The 17,111-nt window shown below is 76.6% G+C and carries 13 protein-coding genes; 2 read left to right on the forward strand and 11 right to left on the reverse strand.

Annotated elements, in window-relative coordinates:
- Nucleotides 1-13 precede the first annotated feature (13 nt).
- Nucleotides 14-784, reverse strand: a complete 771-nt coding sequence (locus ACHZ99_RS10950) for a class I SAM-dependent methyltransferase (protein ID WP_420304271.1) — start codon at nucleotides 782-784, stop codon at nucleotides 14-16.
- A gap of 267 nt (nucleotides 785-1,051) precedes the next feature.
- On the opposite strand from ACHZ99_RS10950, the gene ACHZ99_RS10955 reads away from it, so the two are divergent.
- A complete protein-coding gene (locus ACHZ99_RS10955) occupies nucleotides 1,052-2,095 on the forward strand; it encodes a hypothetical protein (RefSeq protein WP_420304272.1) in 1,044 nt (347 codons plus the stop codon).
- Nucleotides 2,096-2,141: 46 nt separating this feature from the next.
- Here ACHZ99_RS10955 and ACHZ99_RS10960 read toward each other — a convergent pair whose 3' ends face one another.
- Together ACHZ99_RS10960 and ACHZ99_RS10965 are read right to left on the reverse strand one after the other, a co-directional pair.
- The gene (locus tag ACHZ99_RS10960) at nucleotides 2,142-2,393 is read right to left on the reverse strand and encodes a hypothetical protein (RefSeq protein ID WP_420304273.1); all 252 of its coding nucleotides are present in this window, start codon (nucleotides 2,391-2,393) and stop codon (nucleotides 2,142-2,144) included.
- Nucleotides 2,390-3,646: an amidohydrolase gene (locus tag ACHZ99_RS10965; RefSeq protein ID WP_420304274.1), complete on the reverse strand. Its 1,257-nt coding sequence runs from the start codon at nucleotides 3,644-3,646 to the stop codon at nucleotides 2,390-2,392. Before ACHZ99_RS10965 ends, ACHZ99_RS10960 begins: the two co-directional genes overlap by 4 nt.
- Before the next feature lie 218 nt (nucleotides 3,647-3,864).
- On the opposite strand from ACHZ99_RS10965, the gene ACHZ99_RS10970 reads away from it, so the two are divergent.
- The gene (locus tag ACHZ99_RS10970) at nucleotides 3,865-4,038 is read left to right on the forward strand and encodes a thiazolylpeptide-type bacteriocin (protein WP_018840305.1); all 174 of its coding nucleotides are present in this window, start codon (nucleotides 3,865-3,867) and stop codon (nucleotides 4,036-4,038) included.
- A gap of 92 nt (nucleotides 4,039-4,130) precedes the next feature.
- Here the strand turns inward: ACHZ99_RS10970 and ACHZ99_RS10975 are convergent, their stop codons facing one another.
- From ACHZ99_RS10975 to ACHZ99_RS11010, 8 genes are read right to left on the reverse strand one after another with little or no spacing between them, the layout of a single operon-like run.
- Nucleotides 4,131-6,179 carry a TOMM precursor leader peptide-binding protein gene (locus tag ACHZ99_RS10975; RefSeq protein ID WP_420304275.1) on the reverse strand — a complete coding sequence of 683 codons (2,049 nt, stop codon included), beginning with the start codon at nucleotides 6,177-6,179 and terminating at the stop codon, nucleotides 4,131-4,133.
- Nucleotides 6,176-6,931 (reverse strand): ABC transporter permease, encoded by a 756-nt coding sequence (locus tag ACHZ99_RS10980; RefSeq protein ID WP_420304276.1) that lies wholly within the window; start codon nucleotides 6,929-6,931, stop codon nucleotides 6,176-6,178. Before ACHZ99_RS10980 ends, ACHZ99_RS10975 begins: the two co-directional genes overlap by 4 nt.
- A 1-nt stretch (nucleotide 6,932) precedes the next feature.
- On the reverse strand, nucleotides 6,933-7,856 hold the full coding sequence (locus tag ACHZ99_RS10985) for an ABC transporter ATP-binding protein (RefSeq protein ID WP_420304277.1): 924 nt from the start codon (nucleotides 7,854-7,856) through the stop codon (nucleotides 6,933-6,935).
- A 52-nt stretch (nucleotides 7,857-7,908) separates the two neighbouring features.
- Nucleotides 7,909-9,051 carry a peptidase M50 gene (locus ACHZ99_RS10990; protein WP_420304278.1) on the reverse strand — a complete coding sequence of 381 codons (1,143 nt, stop codon included), beginning with the start codon at nucleotides 9,049-9,051 and terminating at the stop codon, nucleotides 7,909-7,911.
- Entirely contained in the window at nucleotides 9,048-10,130 is a 1,083-nt protein-coding gene (locus ACHZ99_RS10995) for a lantibiotic dehydratase C-terminal domain-containing protein (protein WP_420304279.1), read from the reverse strand. Before ACHZ99_RS10995 ends, ACHZ99_RS10990 begins: the two co-directional genes overlap by 4 nt.
- Nucleotides 10,127-13,048: a lantibiotic dehydratase gene (locus ACHZ99_RS11000; protein ID WP_420304280.1), complete on the reverse strand. Its 2,922-nt coding sequence runs from the start codon at nucleotides 13,046-13,048 to the stop codon at nucleotides 10,127-10,129. Before ACHZ99_RS11000 ends, ACHZ99_RS10995 begins: the two co-directional genes overlap by 4 nt.
- Nucleotides 13,049-13,093: 45 nt before the next feature.
- Complete coding sequence (locus tag ACHZ99_RS11005) at nucleotides 13,094-14,734, reverse strand: nitroreductase family protein (protein WP_420304281.1); 1,641 nt, start codon at nucleotides 14,732-14,734, stop codon at nucleotides 13,094-13,096.
- A 20-nt stretch (nucleotides 14,735-14,754) separates the two neighbouring features.
- Nucleotides 14,755-16,701 carry a TOMM precursor leader peptide-binding protein gene (locus ACHZ99_RS11010; protein ID WP_420304683.1) on the reverse strand — a complete coding sequence of 649 codons (1,947 nt, stop codon included), beginning with the start codon at nucleotides 16,699-16,701 and terminating at the stop codon, nucleotides 14,755-14,757.
- Nucleotides 16,702-17,111 lie beyond the last annotated feature (410 nt).

Here is a 17,111-nt window from a genome sequence, read left to right on the forward strand (position 1 = left end):
GGCCCGGTCCCCCTCAGGCCGGCGGCTTCCGCGCCTCGAACAGCGTGCGCGCGCTGTGCGCCACGAACGGGCCCTCGGACCGGATGCGTTCGTGCATCTCCCGCAGCCGCGGCCGGTACGCGGCCACCGTGAAGCCCGGCACCATCCACACCACCTTCCGCAGGAAGTACGCGACCGCCCCGACGTCGTGGAACTCCATCCGCAGCCGCTCCGTCCGCAGCCGCACGACCTCCAGCCCCGCCGCCTCGGCCGCCGCCCGCTCCCCCTCCGGGTCGCGGGCGCCGCGCGCGTCCTCCGGCTGCGGCCCGAGGAAGAACTCGACGACCTCGAAGGCGCTGGCCGGCCCGACGTGCTGCGCGAAGTACGTTCCGCCGGGCCGCAGGACGCGGGCGATCTCGCCGAAGTACGGCTCGACCGGGTGCCGGCTCACCACCAGGTCGAACGCGCCGTCCGCGAACGGCAGCGGCGGCTCGTCCGGAGCGGCGACGACCACCGTGCCGAGGGGGTGCAGCAGGGCCGTGGCCCGGGCGGCGTTCGGCGGCCACGCCTCGGTGGCGACGGACAGCGCGGGCCGCGCGGGCACGCCGGCGAGCACCTCGCCGCCGCCGGTCTGGATGTCCAGCGACGCCTCGGCCGCGGCCATCCGCTCGCCCATCAGCCGCTGGTATCCCCACGAGGGCCGCTCCTCGGTGGCGCGGCCCTCGAACCACGAGAAGTCCCAGCCGTCCACCGGGGCGGCGGCGGCTTCGTCCAGGAGGCGGTCGAGGCCGGGGGTCGTGTCCATGGAGGTGATCGTCGCAAAGGTGATCGGCGGAGGCGACCGGATAAACGCCGGGCGGAACGCGCGGCGCGTACCCGCGTTGGCTCGAAAGCTCCGCCCTCCCTTCCACGTCTTTGCCCGCGATATACCTCACGCAGCGCACTCCGGCGTGACAAATTGTCGTTACGCCGAAGTTCACCCCGACGTGGCGACGGCGCGGAACCATGGGCCTTTGAGGCCGACGCCGCCTCGCGGCAGATCCGTAGATCCGCTCAATGCAGGAGGCTCGCCGTGCATACCAACGAAATGGGAGTTTTCGGGATCTCCCCGGCGGAGGAGCACCTGTACCGGCACTTCCTCCGGCAGCCCGACTCCCCTTCCGAGGGCCTGCACGTGAAGCTCGGCATACCCCGGCACGAAATGGAACAGGCCATGACCCGCCTGGTCCGGCTGCGGCTGCTGAGACCCGGGGATCGGCCGGGCTGCTTCCTCCCCGTCGATCCGGAGCAGGTGGTGGCGCGGCTGACCGAGCTGCGGCTGCGCGAGATGTACCAGGAGATCCAGCGGATCACCCAGAGCCGGCACGTGCTGGCCACGCTGCGCGCGGAGGCCATGGCCTCCGCGGCGGCGTCCGCGGCCGCGGCGGAGAGCGGCCGTGGCGGCGCGTACGGCGGCGAGCACGGGGTGGAGGAGATCGACGACCGGCAGGACCTGAGCAACCGCATGGAGGAGCTGGTCTTCTTCGCCCGGGAGGAGATCGCGTCCGTCGAGCCCGGCGTGCACCTGATGTCCGAGGCGGTGCTCAAGCGGCGCACGGTCGAGTGGCGGGCGCTGAAGCGCGGGGTGCGGCGGCGGCTGGTGCTGCCCGCGGACACGCTCCAGCACCCGCGGGTCGCCGGGCACGTACGGGAGTTGCTCGCCCGCGGCGGGGAGGTGCGGGTGGTCGAGGAGATCACGGACCAGCTCGCCGTGTACGACGGGCGGGTGGCCCTCATGCCCAAGGACCCGAAGAACAGCGACCACGGCGCGCTGATGGTGCGGGGGCGGGGGCTGGTCAGCACGCTGTCCGGGCTGTTCGAGAAGGTGTGGGAGCAGGCCGAGGACGTCTCCGTCGAGCTGCGCGAGCCGGGCGAGGAGCCGGAGACGGAGCTGTCGGAGGCGGAGCTGCGGGTGCTGCGGATGATGTGCGAGGTGGGCAAGGACGAGACCGGCGCCCGGGACCTGGGGGTCTCGGTGCGTACGTACCGGCGGCACATCGCCGACGTGCTGCGCCGCCTCGGCGCCTCCACGCGCGCGCAGGCCGCGCTGCTCGCCCGTGAGCGCGGGTGGGTCTGAGGAGCCGTCCGGGGGCGGGCGGCCCCGGGGGCGGGCGGCCGGGCGGTCAGCACTCCACGGTCCAGCCCGTGCACGCGCGATGCGACAGGATGTCCCCCATCGCCCGCTCCGGCCCGGCCGGCGCGCCGTCCGCCGGCGCCGCGAGCGTGAGCCGGATCCGCTCCGACTCCACCCGCAGTTCGTGCGGCAGGTGGGCCCGCAGCAGCCACAGCAGCCGGACCGCCGTCGTCTCCGCGGGCGGGGCGTCGTAGTGCTGCCGTACGAAGGCCACCTCGTACGTCCCGCCCCCGCCGCTCATCGACCCGCCCCGCCGGCACCGGTGCCGCCGTCCTCGCCCAGCGCCCGCCGCGCCGCCGCCGCCAGCGCCTCGATCCCGGTCGGCAGCGCCGTCCGCAGATCCGGCGCGAACCGCGGCGAGTGGTTCCCCGGCACCGCCCGCCCGGTGCGCGCCGCTTCGCGGCGGGCCGACGCGGACACCGTGCCCAGCATCCAGTAGCCGAGCCGGACGCCGGGGGCGCCGTGCACCTCCGCGCCCGCGGGGCCGAACCAGGCGAAGTCCTCCGCCGCGGTGGCCGGTTGCCAGCGCAGCACCCGCGCCGGGGACAGCGCCGCGACGTGCGCGGACCGTAAACCGGCCGCCAGGTCGGCGTCCGGCAGCAGCGCCCGCGAGCGGGCCCGTACCGTCACCTCCGGGGGCCGCGGGGCGCCGGCCGCCGCCGCCTCGCCGGCCAGCACCCGGCGTACGCCCGCCAGCAGCCGGTCCAGGGTGCCCTCGTCGAACGCCCGCAGGCTGATGCCCAGTTCCGCGCGGTCGGGGATGACGTTGGCCTCGGCGCCGGCCGCGAGCCGGCCGACGGTGAGCACCGCCTGCTCCGCGGGCGCCCGTTCGCGGGCGACGAGGGTCTGCATCCGCAGCACGGCCGCCGCCGCCGACACCACCGGGTCCACCGTCAGGTGCGGCGCCCCGGCGTGCCCGCCGGTGCCGTGCAGCACCGCGTCGACCGTCGCCGTGCCGGCCAGCAGCGGGCCGCCGTCGGGGTGGGCGACGGTGCCGGCGGGCAGCGGCGCGGTGTGCTGGGCGAGGACGGCGTCGGGCGGGCCGGTGAGGTCATAGAGCCCGCCGCGCAGCATCGCCAGGGCGCCGTCGAGGGTCTCCTCGGCCGGCTGGCCGACGACCGCCACCGTGCCGCGCCAGCCCGCGGTGTCGCGCGCGAGCAGCCGGGCGGCGCCGGCGAGCGCGGCGAGGTGCAGGTCGTGGCCGCAGGCGTGGGCGACGCCGGGGACGGCGCTGGCGTAGGCGAGGCCGCTGTCCTCCGGCACCGGCAGCGCGTCGAGTTCGGCGCGCAGCAGCACGGTCGGCCCGTCGCCGCGGCGCAGCAGGCCGACGACGCCGTGGCCGCCGACGCCGCGGGTGACGGCGTAGCCGTCGGCGGCGAGCCGGCCGGCGAGCACGCCGGCGGTGCGTTCCTCGGCGCCGGCGAGTTCGGGGTGGAGGTGGACGTCGAGGCAGCACTCGACGGCGGACCGGAGGATATCCGCGGGTACGGCCATGCGCGCCACGCTCCTCGTGCTGGGGCCCCCGAGCCCTCCCAGCCTGCCCGACGCCGTGATCAGCGCGGACTCAGCCCGCTGTCGCCCGGTGTCAGCGAGGTGACAGCGAAACGGGGCCGGGGGTGGCAGCGCCGGTCGATTCAATGTTCGGGTCAAGAACCGGTTCCGCCGGTCGTACGGGCGGCGAACCCGCCCTCGATACGCAAGAAGGAGTTCCCATGGCTGACAAGGCGCTCTCCACCCTCGCCGACGAGATCCTGGAGCTGGAGTCGGAGACCTTCGAGATCTCGGACTACTCGGACCAGGCCGAGGTCGTCCTGGCCGGTTCGACCTCCTGCTCCTCCACCTCGACGTGCTCCAGCACCACGAGCACCACCTCGTGCAGCGCCTGACGCACCGTCGGTAGCGCCGCGCCAAGGGCAGCCCTCCCGGGACGGATCCGTTCTCCCGGGAGGGCTGCGGCACGTCCGGGGCGCCCACCGCGCTACGGGAACGGGTGCGGCACCGCGCGCGGCCCGCCCCCGGCCCCGCCCCGGCCGGCGGCCGCGGCGGACTCGACGGCCGCCAGCAGCCGCGGCATCCGCAGCGCCCGCTGCCGGTGCCAGCCGAAGTCCAGCGGCAGCAGCCCCGGCGCCAGCGTCGCGACCGTGCGCAGGCCCACCGCCCGCTGCTCCGGCGTCGTCTGGTCGACGGCCACGGCGTCGTAGCCGTGCACCGCCAGCGCGTCGACGAGCAGCCGCAGGTCGTCCCGGAGGTCCAGCGTCGCGGGGCGCACCTGCGCCCAGTCCGCGTACACCTCGGCCAGCGGCAGCGCCGGCTCGTCCGTCAGGAAGTCCCGCGCGTGCCCGGCCATGTGCGGCAGCCCGTAGAGCTGCGCGTGGTCCTTCAGCTGCCGTACCCGCCCGAAGTCCGCGGCCATTGCCTCCAGTTCGGCGCGCCGCTCGGTCACCTGGTACGCCAGGTGCGGGATGTACGTCAGCACCTCGCTGAGCGCGCCGGTCAGCGCGCCCGCCGGGTCCAGCCCGGCCGCGGCGCCGAAGGACAGCAGCCCGGGGCCGCCGTCCTCCCGTACCGCCACCGCGGTGATCACCGGGACGCCGTTGTCGCCGCGGGTGTCGAAGGCCCGCACGTCGTAGCCGAGGAGCGCCGCCCGGTCCAGCATGCCGCGCACCCGCGGGTCGCCCGTCGAGCGCGGGTCGACGCGGGTGCGCGGGCCGCGGCCGTACCAGGTGAGAAGGAAGGCGTCGCGCTCGATCAGCTCCAGCAGCCCGTACAGCGCGGCCTCCGCGAGGGAGCCGCCGGTGGCGCAGCCGTTGGAGCACTCGAAGACGAAGTTGTCGGACGGCAGTCCGGCGCTGTAGTGCACCAGCCGCGCCGGTACGAGCACGGGGTGGTCGTCGCGCAGGCAGTGGCCCCAGATCCAGGGGATCGGGCGGGCCGGGTCGAAGGGGGCGACCATCGGGTCGTCGCGGTACGTCTCCGGGGCGTAGAGCCCGGTGCGCCGCGGGTCGACGACGGAGTTCTCGCCCCACTCGGCGGCGAGTTCGTCGCGGGAGGCGGTCACGGGGCGCAGGCCGCGGCGGGGGTGGGTGCCGGCGTAGCGCTCCAGGCCCTCCAGGTACGCGAGGGTGCGGCTGGTGGCGTACGCGTCGGCCTGGCCGGAGAACGTGACGTCGTTGAGGCCGGCGTAGCCGCGGACGAAGGCGCTGCCGGAGATCGGCGCGGTGGTGGTGGAGGCGGGGTTGAGGTGGGTGGTGGAGCCGAGGGCGCCGCAGACGGGGTTGGCGAGGGCGGCCTCGGGGAGGTCGAGGGCCGTCAGCGGGGTGACGCGGTAGACGTCGGTGGCCGGCTTCGGGGTGGGGGCGAGGTACATGCGGCCGTGCTCGGGCGCGTCGTCGCCGGGGGTCACGCAGGACGGGCAGAGCGGCTCGGGCAGGAGGGGGAACGTGGCCAGCGCGAGGGTGCCGAGGTCGACGCGGGTGACGCGGGCGAGCCCGTCGGGCGAGCGGCGGCCGGCGGCCGCGCGGCACACGGCCCACACGGCGTCGGCGGCGTGGTCGGTGAGCACCGGCCACGCCGCGCCGCCGGCGGGCGCGAAGCCACCCTCCAGCGCCTCCCGTTCGGAGCGGGTACGGAGCCGCTGCCAGCGCATCGCCAGGCACCGGCCGCAGGCGGGCCGCGGTGCGGGCGGCCCGCCTGCCGCCGGTTCCCCTTCGGCGCCCCAGGGGCCGACGAGCACCGCGCGGGAGCTGAGGTGCACGGTGGCGCCGGGGCGCGCGTCCGGCCACGGGTCGCGGCCGGGGTGCAGGGCGTCGGCCGCGCCGAGGGGCACGACGACGGGGGGTTCGGGGAGGTTCCGATCGCGGGGGGCGGAGACGTCGCCGGGGCGCGCGGTGACGCCCTCGCCGGCCGCCCAGCGGGCGCGCAGCGCCTCCGCCAGCCAGGCGCGGGCCGCCTCGAAGGGGGCGGTGGGCTCGTTCCGTACCGCCGGGGTCCGCTCCGGTGCCGACTCTTCGGCCGTCGTCGCCGTCATGTCCGGTCGCTCCAGCGGAAGACGCGGAACGCCACGGCCCCGAACACCGCCGCGAACGCCGCCAGGCCGCCGCACGCCACCGCGATGTCCGCGCCGCCGCCCGCGTCGGTGAGCGCCGCCGACACCCCGTCGTTGAGGTGCCGCAGCGGCAGCACCCAGCTCATCGTCTGCATCCACGACGGCATGGCGTCCAGCGGGTAGAACGAGCCGGACAGGAACGCCATCGGCACCATCAGGAAGTTGGCGACCGCCGCCACCGCCTCCGGCGTACGGGCGTAGGAGCCGACGATCGCGCCCAGCGCCAGGAACGCGGTGACGCCCAGCACCAGCACCGGCACCGCCAGCGGCCAGCCGGCCGCCAGCTCCAGCCCCAGCACCGGCAGCAGCGCCACCGCCACGAACAGCACCGCCTGCACCAGCCCGATGCCCACGGCCAGCACGTAGCGCGAGCCCAGCACGGCGGACAGCGGCGTCGGCGTCATGCGGATGACCCGCAGGATGTCGTCGCGGCGCCACTGCATCAGCACGAACCCGACGCCGAAGACGGCCGCGTTGCCGACGCCCCAGGACAGCACCCCGGGGGCGATGTACGCGATGTAGGGCCGGCCGCTCTCCTCGACGTCCTGGCCGTGGAAGATCAGCCCGAAGACGACGAGGAAGAGCAGCGGGAAGGCGAAGGTGAAGAAGAGCGTGGTCTTGTCCCGGGTGTACGCCCGGTAGCCGGCCTCCGCCAGCGCGGAATAGGCGCTCATGTCACTCCTGTCCCGTGAGCTGGAGGTAGACGTCCTCCAGGCTGGCCGTGCGGGTACGCACCCCGTGCAGCCCGGCGACCTTCTCGACCGCCGCCAGCACCGGCCCGGCGTCCTCGGTGCGCAGCACCAGGGCGTCGGACTCGCGGGTGACCTCGGTGACGCCGGGCAGCACCCGGGCGTCCGCCTCGCTCAGCCGCTCGGCGGGCACCAGCAGCCACACGGCGGAGCCGCCGCGCGCGACCAGCTTTCCGGGGGTGTCCAGGGCGGTGACGCGGCCGTGGTTGACGATCGCGACGCGGTCGCACAGCGCCTCGGCCTCGTCGAGGTGGTGGGTGGTGTAGACGATGGTGCGGCCGGCCCGCTTCAGCTCCCGCAGCACCTCCCACAGGGCGCGCCGGGCCTGCGGGTCGAGCGCGGCGGTCGGCTCGTCCAGGAAGATCAGCTCCGGTCCGTGCACGAGCGCGGAGGCGATCGCGAGGCGCTGCCGCTGCCCGCCGGAGAGGTTCTCGACCCGCACGTCCGCCTGCCCGGTGAGGCCGACGAGGGCCAGCGTGCGGTCGGCGGCGGCGCGTTCGGCCCCGTACAGCGCGGCCATGGTCTTCAGGTGCTCGTACGCGGTGAGCCGGACGAAGAACGCCGAGCTCTGCGTCTGCACGCCCAGCCGCGGCAGCAGCTCCTTGTCCCGGGGCCAGGGCCGCCGGCCCAGCACCTCGACCGCGCCGCCGTCGGCCGCGCGGAGCCCCTCCATGATCTCGATCAGCGTGGTCTTGCCCGCGCCGTTGGGTCCGAGGAGGCCGAAGAACTCGCCGCGCCGGACCGTGAACGAGACCTCGTCCACCGCCCGCACGTCGCCGTAGCTCTTGCGCACCGCCGTAAGGCGGACGGCCGGCGGCGCTCCGGCGCGGTCGTCGGTGTCGGTCGTCACGGCGTTCTCCTCAGGAGATTCGGCATGCGGGACTCGGGCTCGGGTCATGGGCCTACGCCGCCAGCACCACGGCGCGTACGAGCAGCACCAGCGCCACCGCCAGCGCCGCCACCGTCAGCAGCGCGCCCGCCGCGTAGCCGGTGTAGACGGCGCGGGCGCGGCGCGGGTAGGCGGCGGCGTCGGGTGAGCGGCGCAGCGCGAGGGCAAGGTACGTACGGCTGGACTCGGCGAGCTTCAGGCCGCCGAGGAGCTGGCCGGCGATGGTGTAGCCGTCGAGCGGCGGCAGCGGCACCAGCATCGCCGCGGCCTGGAGCACGCCGAGGAACAGCAGCCCGGCGAGGCCGTCGCGGGTCGCGCCCTCGGGGGCGAGCAGCCACCAGAACCAGAACGGCAGCAGGAACAGCAGGTTGGCGACGGCCCCGGCGGCGGCGACGACGATGCGGGCCCCGCGGCCGGGGAGGTACGGGTAGTCCTCGACCGTGCAGTACATGATCACCACGGGCAGCCGCCAGCGCAGCCCGATCTCGCCGACCCGGCCGCCGTAGTGCCGCGCGGCGACGCCGTGCGCCAGCTCGTGCAGCGCGGTGGACAGCCACAGCGCGGTGGCCACGGCCACCAGCAGCACGGGCCGGGTGAACACAGCGGCGGCGCCGTCGGCCAGCTCGCCCGGGTGCAGGGCGAGGACGAGCAGCATCGCGCCGAGGGCCGCCAGCAGCACGGTGCCGCAGACGCGGCCGAGGAGGAAGCCGGTGGCGCGGTGCAGCCGGCCGGCGGTGGCGTGGGCGTCGGCGACGAGCCGCACGCTGCCGGCGAGGAGGCTCCGCGCGGGCCGGTCCGCGGACCCCGGCGCCGGGCCGGCGCCGGGGTCGGAGTCGGCGGCCGGGCGGTCCGGGCGCGGGGCGCCGTCCAGCAGGCCCTTGCCGCCGAGGAGCTGGAAGAGCCGGCCCCAGTGCGCCTCGCCGAGCCGCTTGCCGAAGGCGGCGGCGTACTCGCCGCCCAGCTCCGCGACCGTGCGGGAGCCGTCCATCCGTACCATCAGGAACCGCTCCCGCGGCCCCACCTCGAAGGACTGCCCGCTGTCGGTGTCCTTCACCAGGTGCACGGTGCGGGGCCCGTGCAGCAGCGCGTCGCTGACCAGCACCCCGGGCCGCAGCCGGGGGCGGTGGACGGCGAGCGACTCCCGGGTGCCGCTCACCGCGCGCTCCCGGGGACCGGCGCGGGGCCGGCGGCGCGCGCGTGCAGCGCCCGGGCGAGCACGTGCGAAAGGTACGCCTCGTCCTGGATCGTCACGTGCAGCCGGTTGTTGGTCATGTGCATGTACGGGGACAGCAGCCGCTCCAGCGCCTCGTCGGGGTCGTCGACCGGCTCGTCCTTCGTGCCGTCCCAGGACCGGAAGACCAGGTCGCCCCGCTCGGCCAGCGCCACCACCCGGTCGCGCAGCTCCCGGCAGTGCTCCGCCCAGCGGGCGAGCAGCGCGGGCAGGGTGCCCTCGCCGGCCGCGGCGGCGCGGATGCGGCCGTGCCAGGTGAGCAGGCCGGGGGCGACCTCGTCGGCCTTGCGCTCGTACTCGGCGCTGCCGATGAAGCCGGTGTCGGGGAACGCGCGGTGCCAGAAGGTGTAGTAGCGGTCGAGGAAGTCCGCGAGCCGGCCGTCGTCGGGGAGGAAGGCGGTGGACATGATCAGCATCAGCTGCGCGGACGTGCCGAGCAGCACGGTGCGCAGGTGCAGGTTCTTGCCGCGCAGCGCGTCGCACACCAGCTCGGAGGAGCGGGCGAAGTGCCACTCGGCGAGCGCGATGCCGGCCGGGCCGCCGTACTTGCCGTACTCGGGCTCGTACGGCAGCCAGGCCCGGGAGTTGTTCGGCCGCAGGTTCATGCGGCCCTCGGCGTCGGTGAACCCGGCGCGGTCCTCCGGCCGGAACTCGATGTCGAAGAGCTGGTTGTAGAACTCGTTGAGGAAGCCGGAGTCGACCTGGTAGAGCGCGGGGCGCTCGGCGAGGAAGGCGTCGACGGCGCACTCGGCGCGGGTCCGTACCTCCGCCTCCGCCCCCGGGGAGGCGGGGCGGAGACGGAGGCGGACGTGGGGGCCTTCGAGCCAGTAGTTGATGAAGAACCAGCCGGCCAGCAGGCCGTCCTGTTCCAGTTGCCGGACGAGCGGGCGGACGCACTGGAGGAGCAGCGGGACGGGGTTGGCGGCGTAGTAGACGTGGAGGGCCTGCCAGGCGCCGGGGGCCGCCCCGGCGGCGGACGCGGCGGGCGCGGGCTGGTCGGTCACGGGGTCTCCCCTTCTGCGGTGCCGGCCGCGGGGGCCGTCTCCACGGCGAGTTCCACGACGTGGCCGCCGTGTTCGGTCGTCAGGTACGGGCCGTCCTCGTCGGGCAGCGCCTCGCGGAACGTCACGCGCGCCGCGTCGCTGCGCAGCAGGCCCTCGAAGGCCAGCAGCGACAGCGGGCTGTCGAAGTCCACGTACTGCGGCTTGGCGCCGGTCGCGCCGCGCGCCGCGTCGTCCTTGACCATGGCGTACGCCCGCGCCGGCAGCCCGTGCCGGCGGCGCCAGCGGTGCCAGGCCAGCAGCCAGCCGCCGTCCCCGGTGCCGGTGGCGCGGGGCGGGAGGGCGGTCGCGGGGGCGCGCCAGGAGCGGCGGGCGAGCACGAGGCGGCCGTGGCGCACCCGCGGGCGGTGGGTGACGCCGTCGTCCGGCTCGCCCTCGGGGACGCCGGCCCAGACGTCGACCGGGGACATGGAGGTCGGGGAGAGCAGGAGCAGGGTGCGGGGGATCTCGGGGAGCGCCAGCGGGACGAGGTAGCCGAGGTAGACCGGCACCACCTCGCGGCCGAGCCGCGCGGAGCGCAGCACCAGCCGGTCGGTCGCGGGGTCGTGCGCGAGGCTGAGGTCGTCGAGGGCGATGCGGTTCTGCGGCGGGGCGGAGCTGGTCTCGCCGGGGCAGACGATCTCGTAGTCGGTCAGGCGGCCGTGCAGGTTGAGGTTGCTGGTCACGGGGCCGCCGGTGACCTCGGCGAACACGGCGCCGGGGGGCTGGAGTTCGCGGGCGCGGGCGCGCAGCTCGGCGGAGAGGCCGCCGTCGGCGGCGGGCGCGCCGGGGGTGCCGTCGAAGCAGTGGGTGAAGCGGCTGAACGGGAAGTGCAGCCCGCCGTACGAGCGGTTGAGCACCACCAGCGGCTCGGACCCGGCGAGCTGCACGTGGTGGCTGTGCAGCGCCGGCTCCGCCGGCAGCGCGGCCAGCTCGGCGGCGACGGCGTCGAAGAGGCCGTCGCCGAGGACGAGTTCGGCGCCGGCGTCTTCGTGGGCCGCCCAGCGGTCCCGTACCCCGGTGTGGAACGCCCGCCGCGCCGCGTCCAGCGTGCGCAGCTGCGGCAGCCCGAGCCAGTTCTCCTCCGGTACGTACTCCCCCTTGTCGTCGAACGGGGTGCGGCGCGCGGTGAAGGACAGGTACTGGTCGAAGAAGTCCTCGTGGAAGTCGTGGATGAGCTTCACCAGGTCCGTGCAGCGCCCGCCGGTGCCGTAGCGGGCGAGGAAGAACCCGCGCAGCGTGAGCCGCTGCGGCAGCGTCAGGTCGAACGCGGGCAGGACGCGCTCGACGGCCGCCAGCGGCCCGGCCAGCGCGTCCACCAGCCCGGCGGGGGCGGCCGCGCCCGCCGGCGCGGCGCGGGGGGCGGTCACCTCCGGCGCCGTCGTGTCCTCGTACAGCACCGTCCGCGGCACCCGCGGCTGCGCCACGCCCAGCTCCCGCTGCACGTCCGCCAGCCCCCGGCGCAGCCCGCCGAGCAGCTCGCGCCGCTCCGCGGGCGGGGCGGCGGGGTAGCGGGCGAGCAGGTCCAGCGGGGCCGTCAGCGCGGCGGCGACGTCGTCCGCCCAGGGCCGGTCCAGCGCGCGCAGCGCGCGCTGGAAGGCGCGCAGCGGGTCGGTGTCGTGGGCGCCGAGGTCGAGGCAGGGCACCCGGACCATGCCGACGTCGAGCAGCGCGGACAGGTACTTCTCGACCGCCTCGGGCTCGGCGTCCAGGTCGGCGCGGAGCCAGTCGGCCAGCTCCCCGTAGCGGACGGTCTCCTGCTTCTCCAGCAGCGCGAGCATCCGCTCCAGCACGCCGCTGCGGCGCAGGAAGAACAGCTGGTCCTTGACGGTGTCGAAGGTGACGGCGGTGTCGTCGTCGCCCGCGGTCACCCAGCGGCGCACGTAGCGCACCCGGTCCTCGTCGCGGCCCCAGCCGGGCGCGGGCGCGACGGGGAGGTCGGCGCGGCGGCGCGGGTCGGCGAGGACGGCGGCGGCGAGGCGGCCGACGGCGAGGACGTTGAGGCGGGGGTGGCTGCGGGGGGTGTACGGGCCGGTGAGGCGCAGGGCGGCGGGGTCGCCCGGGTCCGCCGGCGCCTCGTCCGTCAGCCGGCCCAGGGCGACGGACGTGAAGGCGGCGAACGGGCTCGTCTTGCACGCCGTGCGGTAGAGGTACGCGAGCAGCGAACGCTCCACCTTCCGCGTCCGCTTGTCGGCCCGCGCCGGGTCCGAGGCGGCGAAGGCGTCCAGCTGCGCGTCCAGCACGGGCGAGGCCAGCAGCACGCCGCCGCGCAGCCGGTCCTCGTCCAGCACCGCGCGCAGCGCGCCGCGGGTGCGGCGGAGTTCGGCGGCGAGCAGCTCCTCGCCGGCCGCCAGGTCGTCGTCCAACTGCCCGCGCAGCTCCAGCCAGCCGCGCAGCGGCTCGGCCACCTGCGGCGCTAGGCCCGCGACGAGCGCGAGCGCGGCGGCGGGGTCGGCGGGGCGGCGCCCGTTGAACACCTCCCGGCGCAGCCGCAGCAGGTCGCGCCGGGTCCGCTCGTCGGCGCGGCCGGCGACGAGGTCGTGCAGCCGGTCGCCGAGCGGCCCGCCGAGCGCGGTGAGCCGGGCCTCGGCGGCGAGCACGCCGTCGGCCCAGTCGCGCACGGCGGTGGAGCGCAGGGCCCGTACGGAGTCGGCGGGCATGCCGGCGATCCGGGCGAGAAAGCGCGGCCCGAGGCCGCCGCCCGCGGCGGGCGGGGCGTCGGCGGGGTGGTCGTCCTCCGGCCGCCGCGCGGGCCCGGGCGGGGTGCCCCCGGGCTCCGCTCCGCCGGGCGGCGGAGCGCCGGTCCCGGCCCCGTCCGGCCGTGCCGCGTCCGCGCGTACGCCCGCGGCGACGGGCGCCGTCTCCGTCTGCTTCCCGGTCATCCCCGCCCTTCCCGTCGTCCCCGTCGTCCCCGTCATCCCGGCCCCTCAGGCGATCTCGAAGCGGAAGTCGGACGCGCCGCGCCGCTCGTGGCCCAGCATCATGATCAGCAGCGGCATCTCGTCCGTCCCGGTCAGCTCGAACCGCTCCCGGTACGCGATGTTGTCGAAGCCCAGCGCCACCCCGCAGCCGACGCCGAGCGCGGCCGCGGCGGTGTACGTGGCCTGGGCGACGCCGCCGATCAGCGCGTTGACCAGGCGGTAGCCGCGGTCGCCGACCGCGTCCAGCACGCTGTGCGTGCGGACCGTGGGCACCAGGACCGCGCCGGCCTGCTCCAGGTTGTAGTTGGCGAGGAAGTAGTTCTCCTGAAGGAACTCGCCCGGCGGCTCCGCCGAGACCAGCCGCAGCGTGCCGGGGCCGCCGTCCGGCACGTACTCGTAGGTGCCGGGCTCCACCCCCGCCACGTGGTTGACCAGCGCGTACAGCGTCACCAGCCCGTCCGCGCCGGCCGCCGCCGCGTCCCCGCCGAGCCGCGCGCCGCCCGCGGCGGCGGCCAGACAGGCCGTCAGGTGCGGGCCGTCCAGCGGCCGTTCGGCCGCTAAGCGGCCGAAGCTGCTGCGCCGCGCGCGCAGCGCCCCCCGTACGTCCCGGGCCAGCGGCGCCCGCTCCGGCAGCGGCGTCTCCGGCCGCCGCGGCGCCGCGGACGCCGGGGCCGCCGGGGCCGCGGCGGCCAGCGCGCCGGGGGCGGGGCGGACGGCGGCGTCGGCGGCGGTGGCGTGCTGCATGGCGGTGAGGGCGTCGAAGGTGCGGACGGTGCGGGAGCGTTCGAGGTCCCGGTGGCGTACGGAGACCTCGGCGGGCGCGGCGGGCGCGGGTGCCGTGTCCGCACCGGCGCGGGCGCCGGCCGCGGTGGCGTTCCCCGCCCAGGGCAGCGGCACGACCGCGAAGATCCCCTCCTCCTCGCCCGCGACCCCCAGCAGCCGCGCCAGCCGCTCCTCGTCGAACCACAGCGCCGGCTCCAGCGCCGTCCCCCGCGCCCCGGCCCACATCCGCCAGGTGCCCAGCAGCGCGCCCACGTCCATGCTCACCGCGTGGAAGGAGAAGCTGTTGTACTTGAAGGAGTTCTGCCAGTACTTCACGCCCAGCACCAGGTACTGGTCCGTCTCCGGCCCCGGCGCCCCCTCCCCCAGCGCCTCCCGCACCGTCCCCGACACGTCCCCGGTCAGCAGCCGGCGCAGGGCGTGGTGGCGGGCGGAGTAGTAGTGCACGCCGGGCGGTACGGGCGCGGACGGGCCGCTGACCCAGTACACGGAGACGGGGTAGAGGCCGCCGCCGGAGGCGGTGCCGCGGGACCAGTTGGCGAGCGGGTAGAACGGCAGGGCGCCCAGGTCGGTGTTGGCCTGCACGCCGAGGCGCCGGCCCACCAGCCCGTACGAGTCCCGCAGCAGCCCGCCGAGGAGCCCGAGGTCGAACGCGGGCCCGCCGCCGCCCGCCGGGCCCCGCAGCCCGCGCTCGACGGTGGCGTACGCCGGGTAGGCGGGGCCGGCGGGCAGCGGCAGCCGGTCCGTGCCGGGGTAGTGCTTGGTCTTGCGGGGACCGTCCCCCCAGTCGGGTACGAAGTCCACCGGCTCCATCGGCACCCGGCCGCGATGCATGATCGCGGTCGCGTATCCGTGGGCGTATCCCATCGTCTGCTCCTTGGCCGGTGTCAGGGGAACGGGTGCGGTGCGGGGTTCAGGTCGGCGTCGGTGAGGTCGCGGTCGCGCAGCCCGGCCTCGCGCAGGCCGGTACGCAGCCGGGGCATGCCGAGCGCGCGCTGCCGGGTCCAGCCGAAGTCGATGGGCAGCAGCCCCGGTACGAGCACGCTGACCGTCCACAGCCCGCGTTCGCGCTGCTCGGGAAGGGTCTGGTCGACGACGATCACCTCGAACCCGGCCTCGCCGACCGCCGCGACGCACGCGGCGGCGTCGTCGGCGAGGTCGTCGGCGGCGGGCAGGGTGCGCGGGGCGCCGTAGCGCTCGCGCAGGGGTACGGGCCGCCGGCGCGGCTTGAGCAGGAAGTCGGCGTACGGGGCCATCTCCGGGAGCCCGTAGACGAGGGGGTGGTCGTGGAGGGCGGCGACCTTCCCGAAGTCCGCGGCCATGGCCCGCAGCCGGGCCTCCTCGCGCTCCGTACGGCCGGTGAGGTTGACGGCGTCGGTGGCGATCTCGTCGAGCGCGGACGCGAGCGCCGCCTCGGGGTCGAGGCCGGCGCCGGCGCCGAAGCACATGCGGCCGGGGCCGCCGTCGTACCGCTCGGCGACGCCGGTGACGACGGGGATGGGGAAGGTCAGGGAGGCGTCGAAGAACCGGGCCCGGTACCCGTACATCTCCAGCCGCGCGACCATCTGCCGGGTGGCCGGGCGGACGGCGGAGGCGGGGTCCAGCTCGGGGAGGGGCTGCTGCCCGTACCAGGCCAGGAGGAAGGCGTCGCGCTCGACGACCTCCATGAGGCCGTAGTAGACGGCCTCGGCGGCGGAGCCGCCGGAGGCGCAGCCGTTGGAGCTCTCCTGGACGAACCGGTCGGCGAGCCCGGGGGTGTGGTAGTAGGTCAGCACCTCGGGCACGAGGAGGGGGCGGTGGCCGGTGAGGGAATAGCCCCAGACCCAGGAGACCTCGCGCCCGGGTGTGAACGGGGGGATGCCCGTCGCCGCGTGGAACTCCGGGGCGTAGAGGCCGCAGCGGCGGGGGTCGAGGGCGGGGCGGCCGGCGGCGGTGAGCTGGTCGAGGCTGGCGCGGACGGTGGTCGCGCGGGCGCGGGGGCGCATGCCGGCGTAGCGCTCCAGGCCCTCCAGGACGCCGATGCGGAGGCTGTCGCGGAAGGTGTCGGCGTGGCCGCCCCAGAAGGTCTCGCGGAGGTAGTCGCCGGAGCGGAGCGAGAAGCAGCCGATGGTGGCGGAGGTGGAGGTGGAGGAGACGTCGAGGACGACGGTGGGGCCGAGGGCGCCGCAGACGGGGTTGGCGAAGGCCGCGGTGGGGAGGTCGTAGTCGGCGAGCGCGCGGGTCCGGAAGGAGCCGGGGCGGTGCTTGGGCGAGGGGTCGAGGGCGAGGACGGCGGCGTCGGCGGAGTCGCACTCGCGGGGGCCGCAGGCGGGGCACTCGGGGTCGGGGACGAGGGGGTAGCGGCGGACGGTGAGGTCGGCGAGGTCGAGTTGGTAGACGAGGGGGAAAGGGGTAGCGGCGGAGCCGGAGGCCGTGGTGGAGACGGCGGTGGCCGCAGTTGCCGCGGTGGTGGCACTCGCGCCGGAGGCGCCAGCGCCGGAAGCCGCCGGGGCGGCGGCGGAGGAGGTCGATCCGGTCGAGGTGGCCACGATGGCGTCGTTCGCTCCGGAGTCGCGGCGCCCGGCGGCGGAGACGGCACCGGCGACGACGGCGGCGAGCGCCCCGGCGGCGAACGGCGTCCACTGCGGCGGCACCCCCGCGGCGGCGGTCCCGGCGCCCAGTTCGAGGGCCTCCCGCAACGCCGTCGACCGCGCGGCCTGCCACCGCCGCTCCAGACACCACACGCACCCGCGAGCCCCGGCGCCGCCCCCCGGAACGGGCCCGACGACGGCGTGCCGCCCGTAGAGGCGAACGGGAACCGCCTCCGCGGGGGCGCCCGCGGCGCCGCCGGGCACGTCGGCCGCAGCCCCGGCCGGTGCACCGCGGTCGTCGGCAGCCGGGCCCTGTCCCTGCGGGACGGCGGAAGTCCGCGCCGCAGGCGCCGCGGAAGCGGCGTCCGCGTGCGGCGCGGCGGAGCGTGCGCCCGGCACACCGGCGTCGCCCCCCGGCTCCGCCGGGACGGCGGCCGCAGGCGCCGCGGATGCGGCACCCGTACGGCCGTGCCGCCGGCCGGCAGCGCCCGGCGGCACGCCGGCGTCCGCCGGAGCGGCGTCATCGGCGGACGCCGCATCCGTACCCGCCGCCTGGGCGAACACGCTTCCATCCGGCACTCCACCGGCTTCGCCGGGCTCCGCCGGGACAACAGCCCCGCGCGCCGCAAGCGCCAGCGCGCCCGGCGCCGCACCCGTACGGGCCGCCGGCGGGG

Source organism: Streptomyces sp. MAR4 CNX-425, from assembly GCF_048656465.1.
In the GTDB taxonomy this organism is placed as follows: Bacteria; Actinomycetota; Actinomycetes; order Streptomycetales; family Streptomycetaceae; genus Streptomyces.

Bases quoted from the DNA above. Each gene is read 5' to 3' on its own strand.
- ACHZ99_RS10960 (WP_420304273.1), bottom strand. From the start codon at position 2,393: ATGAGCGGCGGGGGCGGGACGTACGAGGTGGCCTTCGTACGGCAGCAC.
- ACHZ99_RS10975 (WP_420304275.1), bottom strand. From the start codon at position 6,179: ATGACGGCGACGACGGCCGAAGAGTCGGCACCGGAGCGGACCCCGGCG.
- ACHZ99_RS11000 (WP_420304280.1), bottom strand. From the start codon at position 13,048: ATGACCGGGAAGCAGACGGAGACGGCGCCCGTCGCCGCGGGCGTACGC.
- ACHZ99_RS10965 (WP_420304274.1), bottom strand. From the start codon at position 3,646: ATGGCCGTACCCGCGGATATCCTCCGGTCCGCCGTCGAGTGCTGCCTC.
- ACHZ99_RS11005 (WP_420304281.1), bottom strand. From the start codon at position 14,734: ATGGGATACGCCCACGGATACGCGACCGCGATCATGCATCGCGGCCGG.
- ACHZ99_RS10970 (WP_018840305.1), top strand. From the start codon at position 3,865: ATGGCTGACAAGGCGCTCTCCACCCTCGCCGACGAGATCCTGGAGCTG.
- ACHZ99_RS10980 (WP_420304276.1), bottom strand. From the start codon at position 6,931: ATGAGCGCCTATTCCGCGCTGGCGGAGGCCGGCTACCGGGCGTACACC.
- ACHZ99_RS10950 (WP_420304271.1), bottom strand. From the start codon at position 784: ATGGACACGACCCCCGGCCTCGACCGCCTCCTGGACGAAGCCGCCGCC.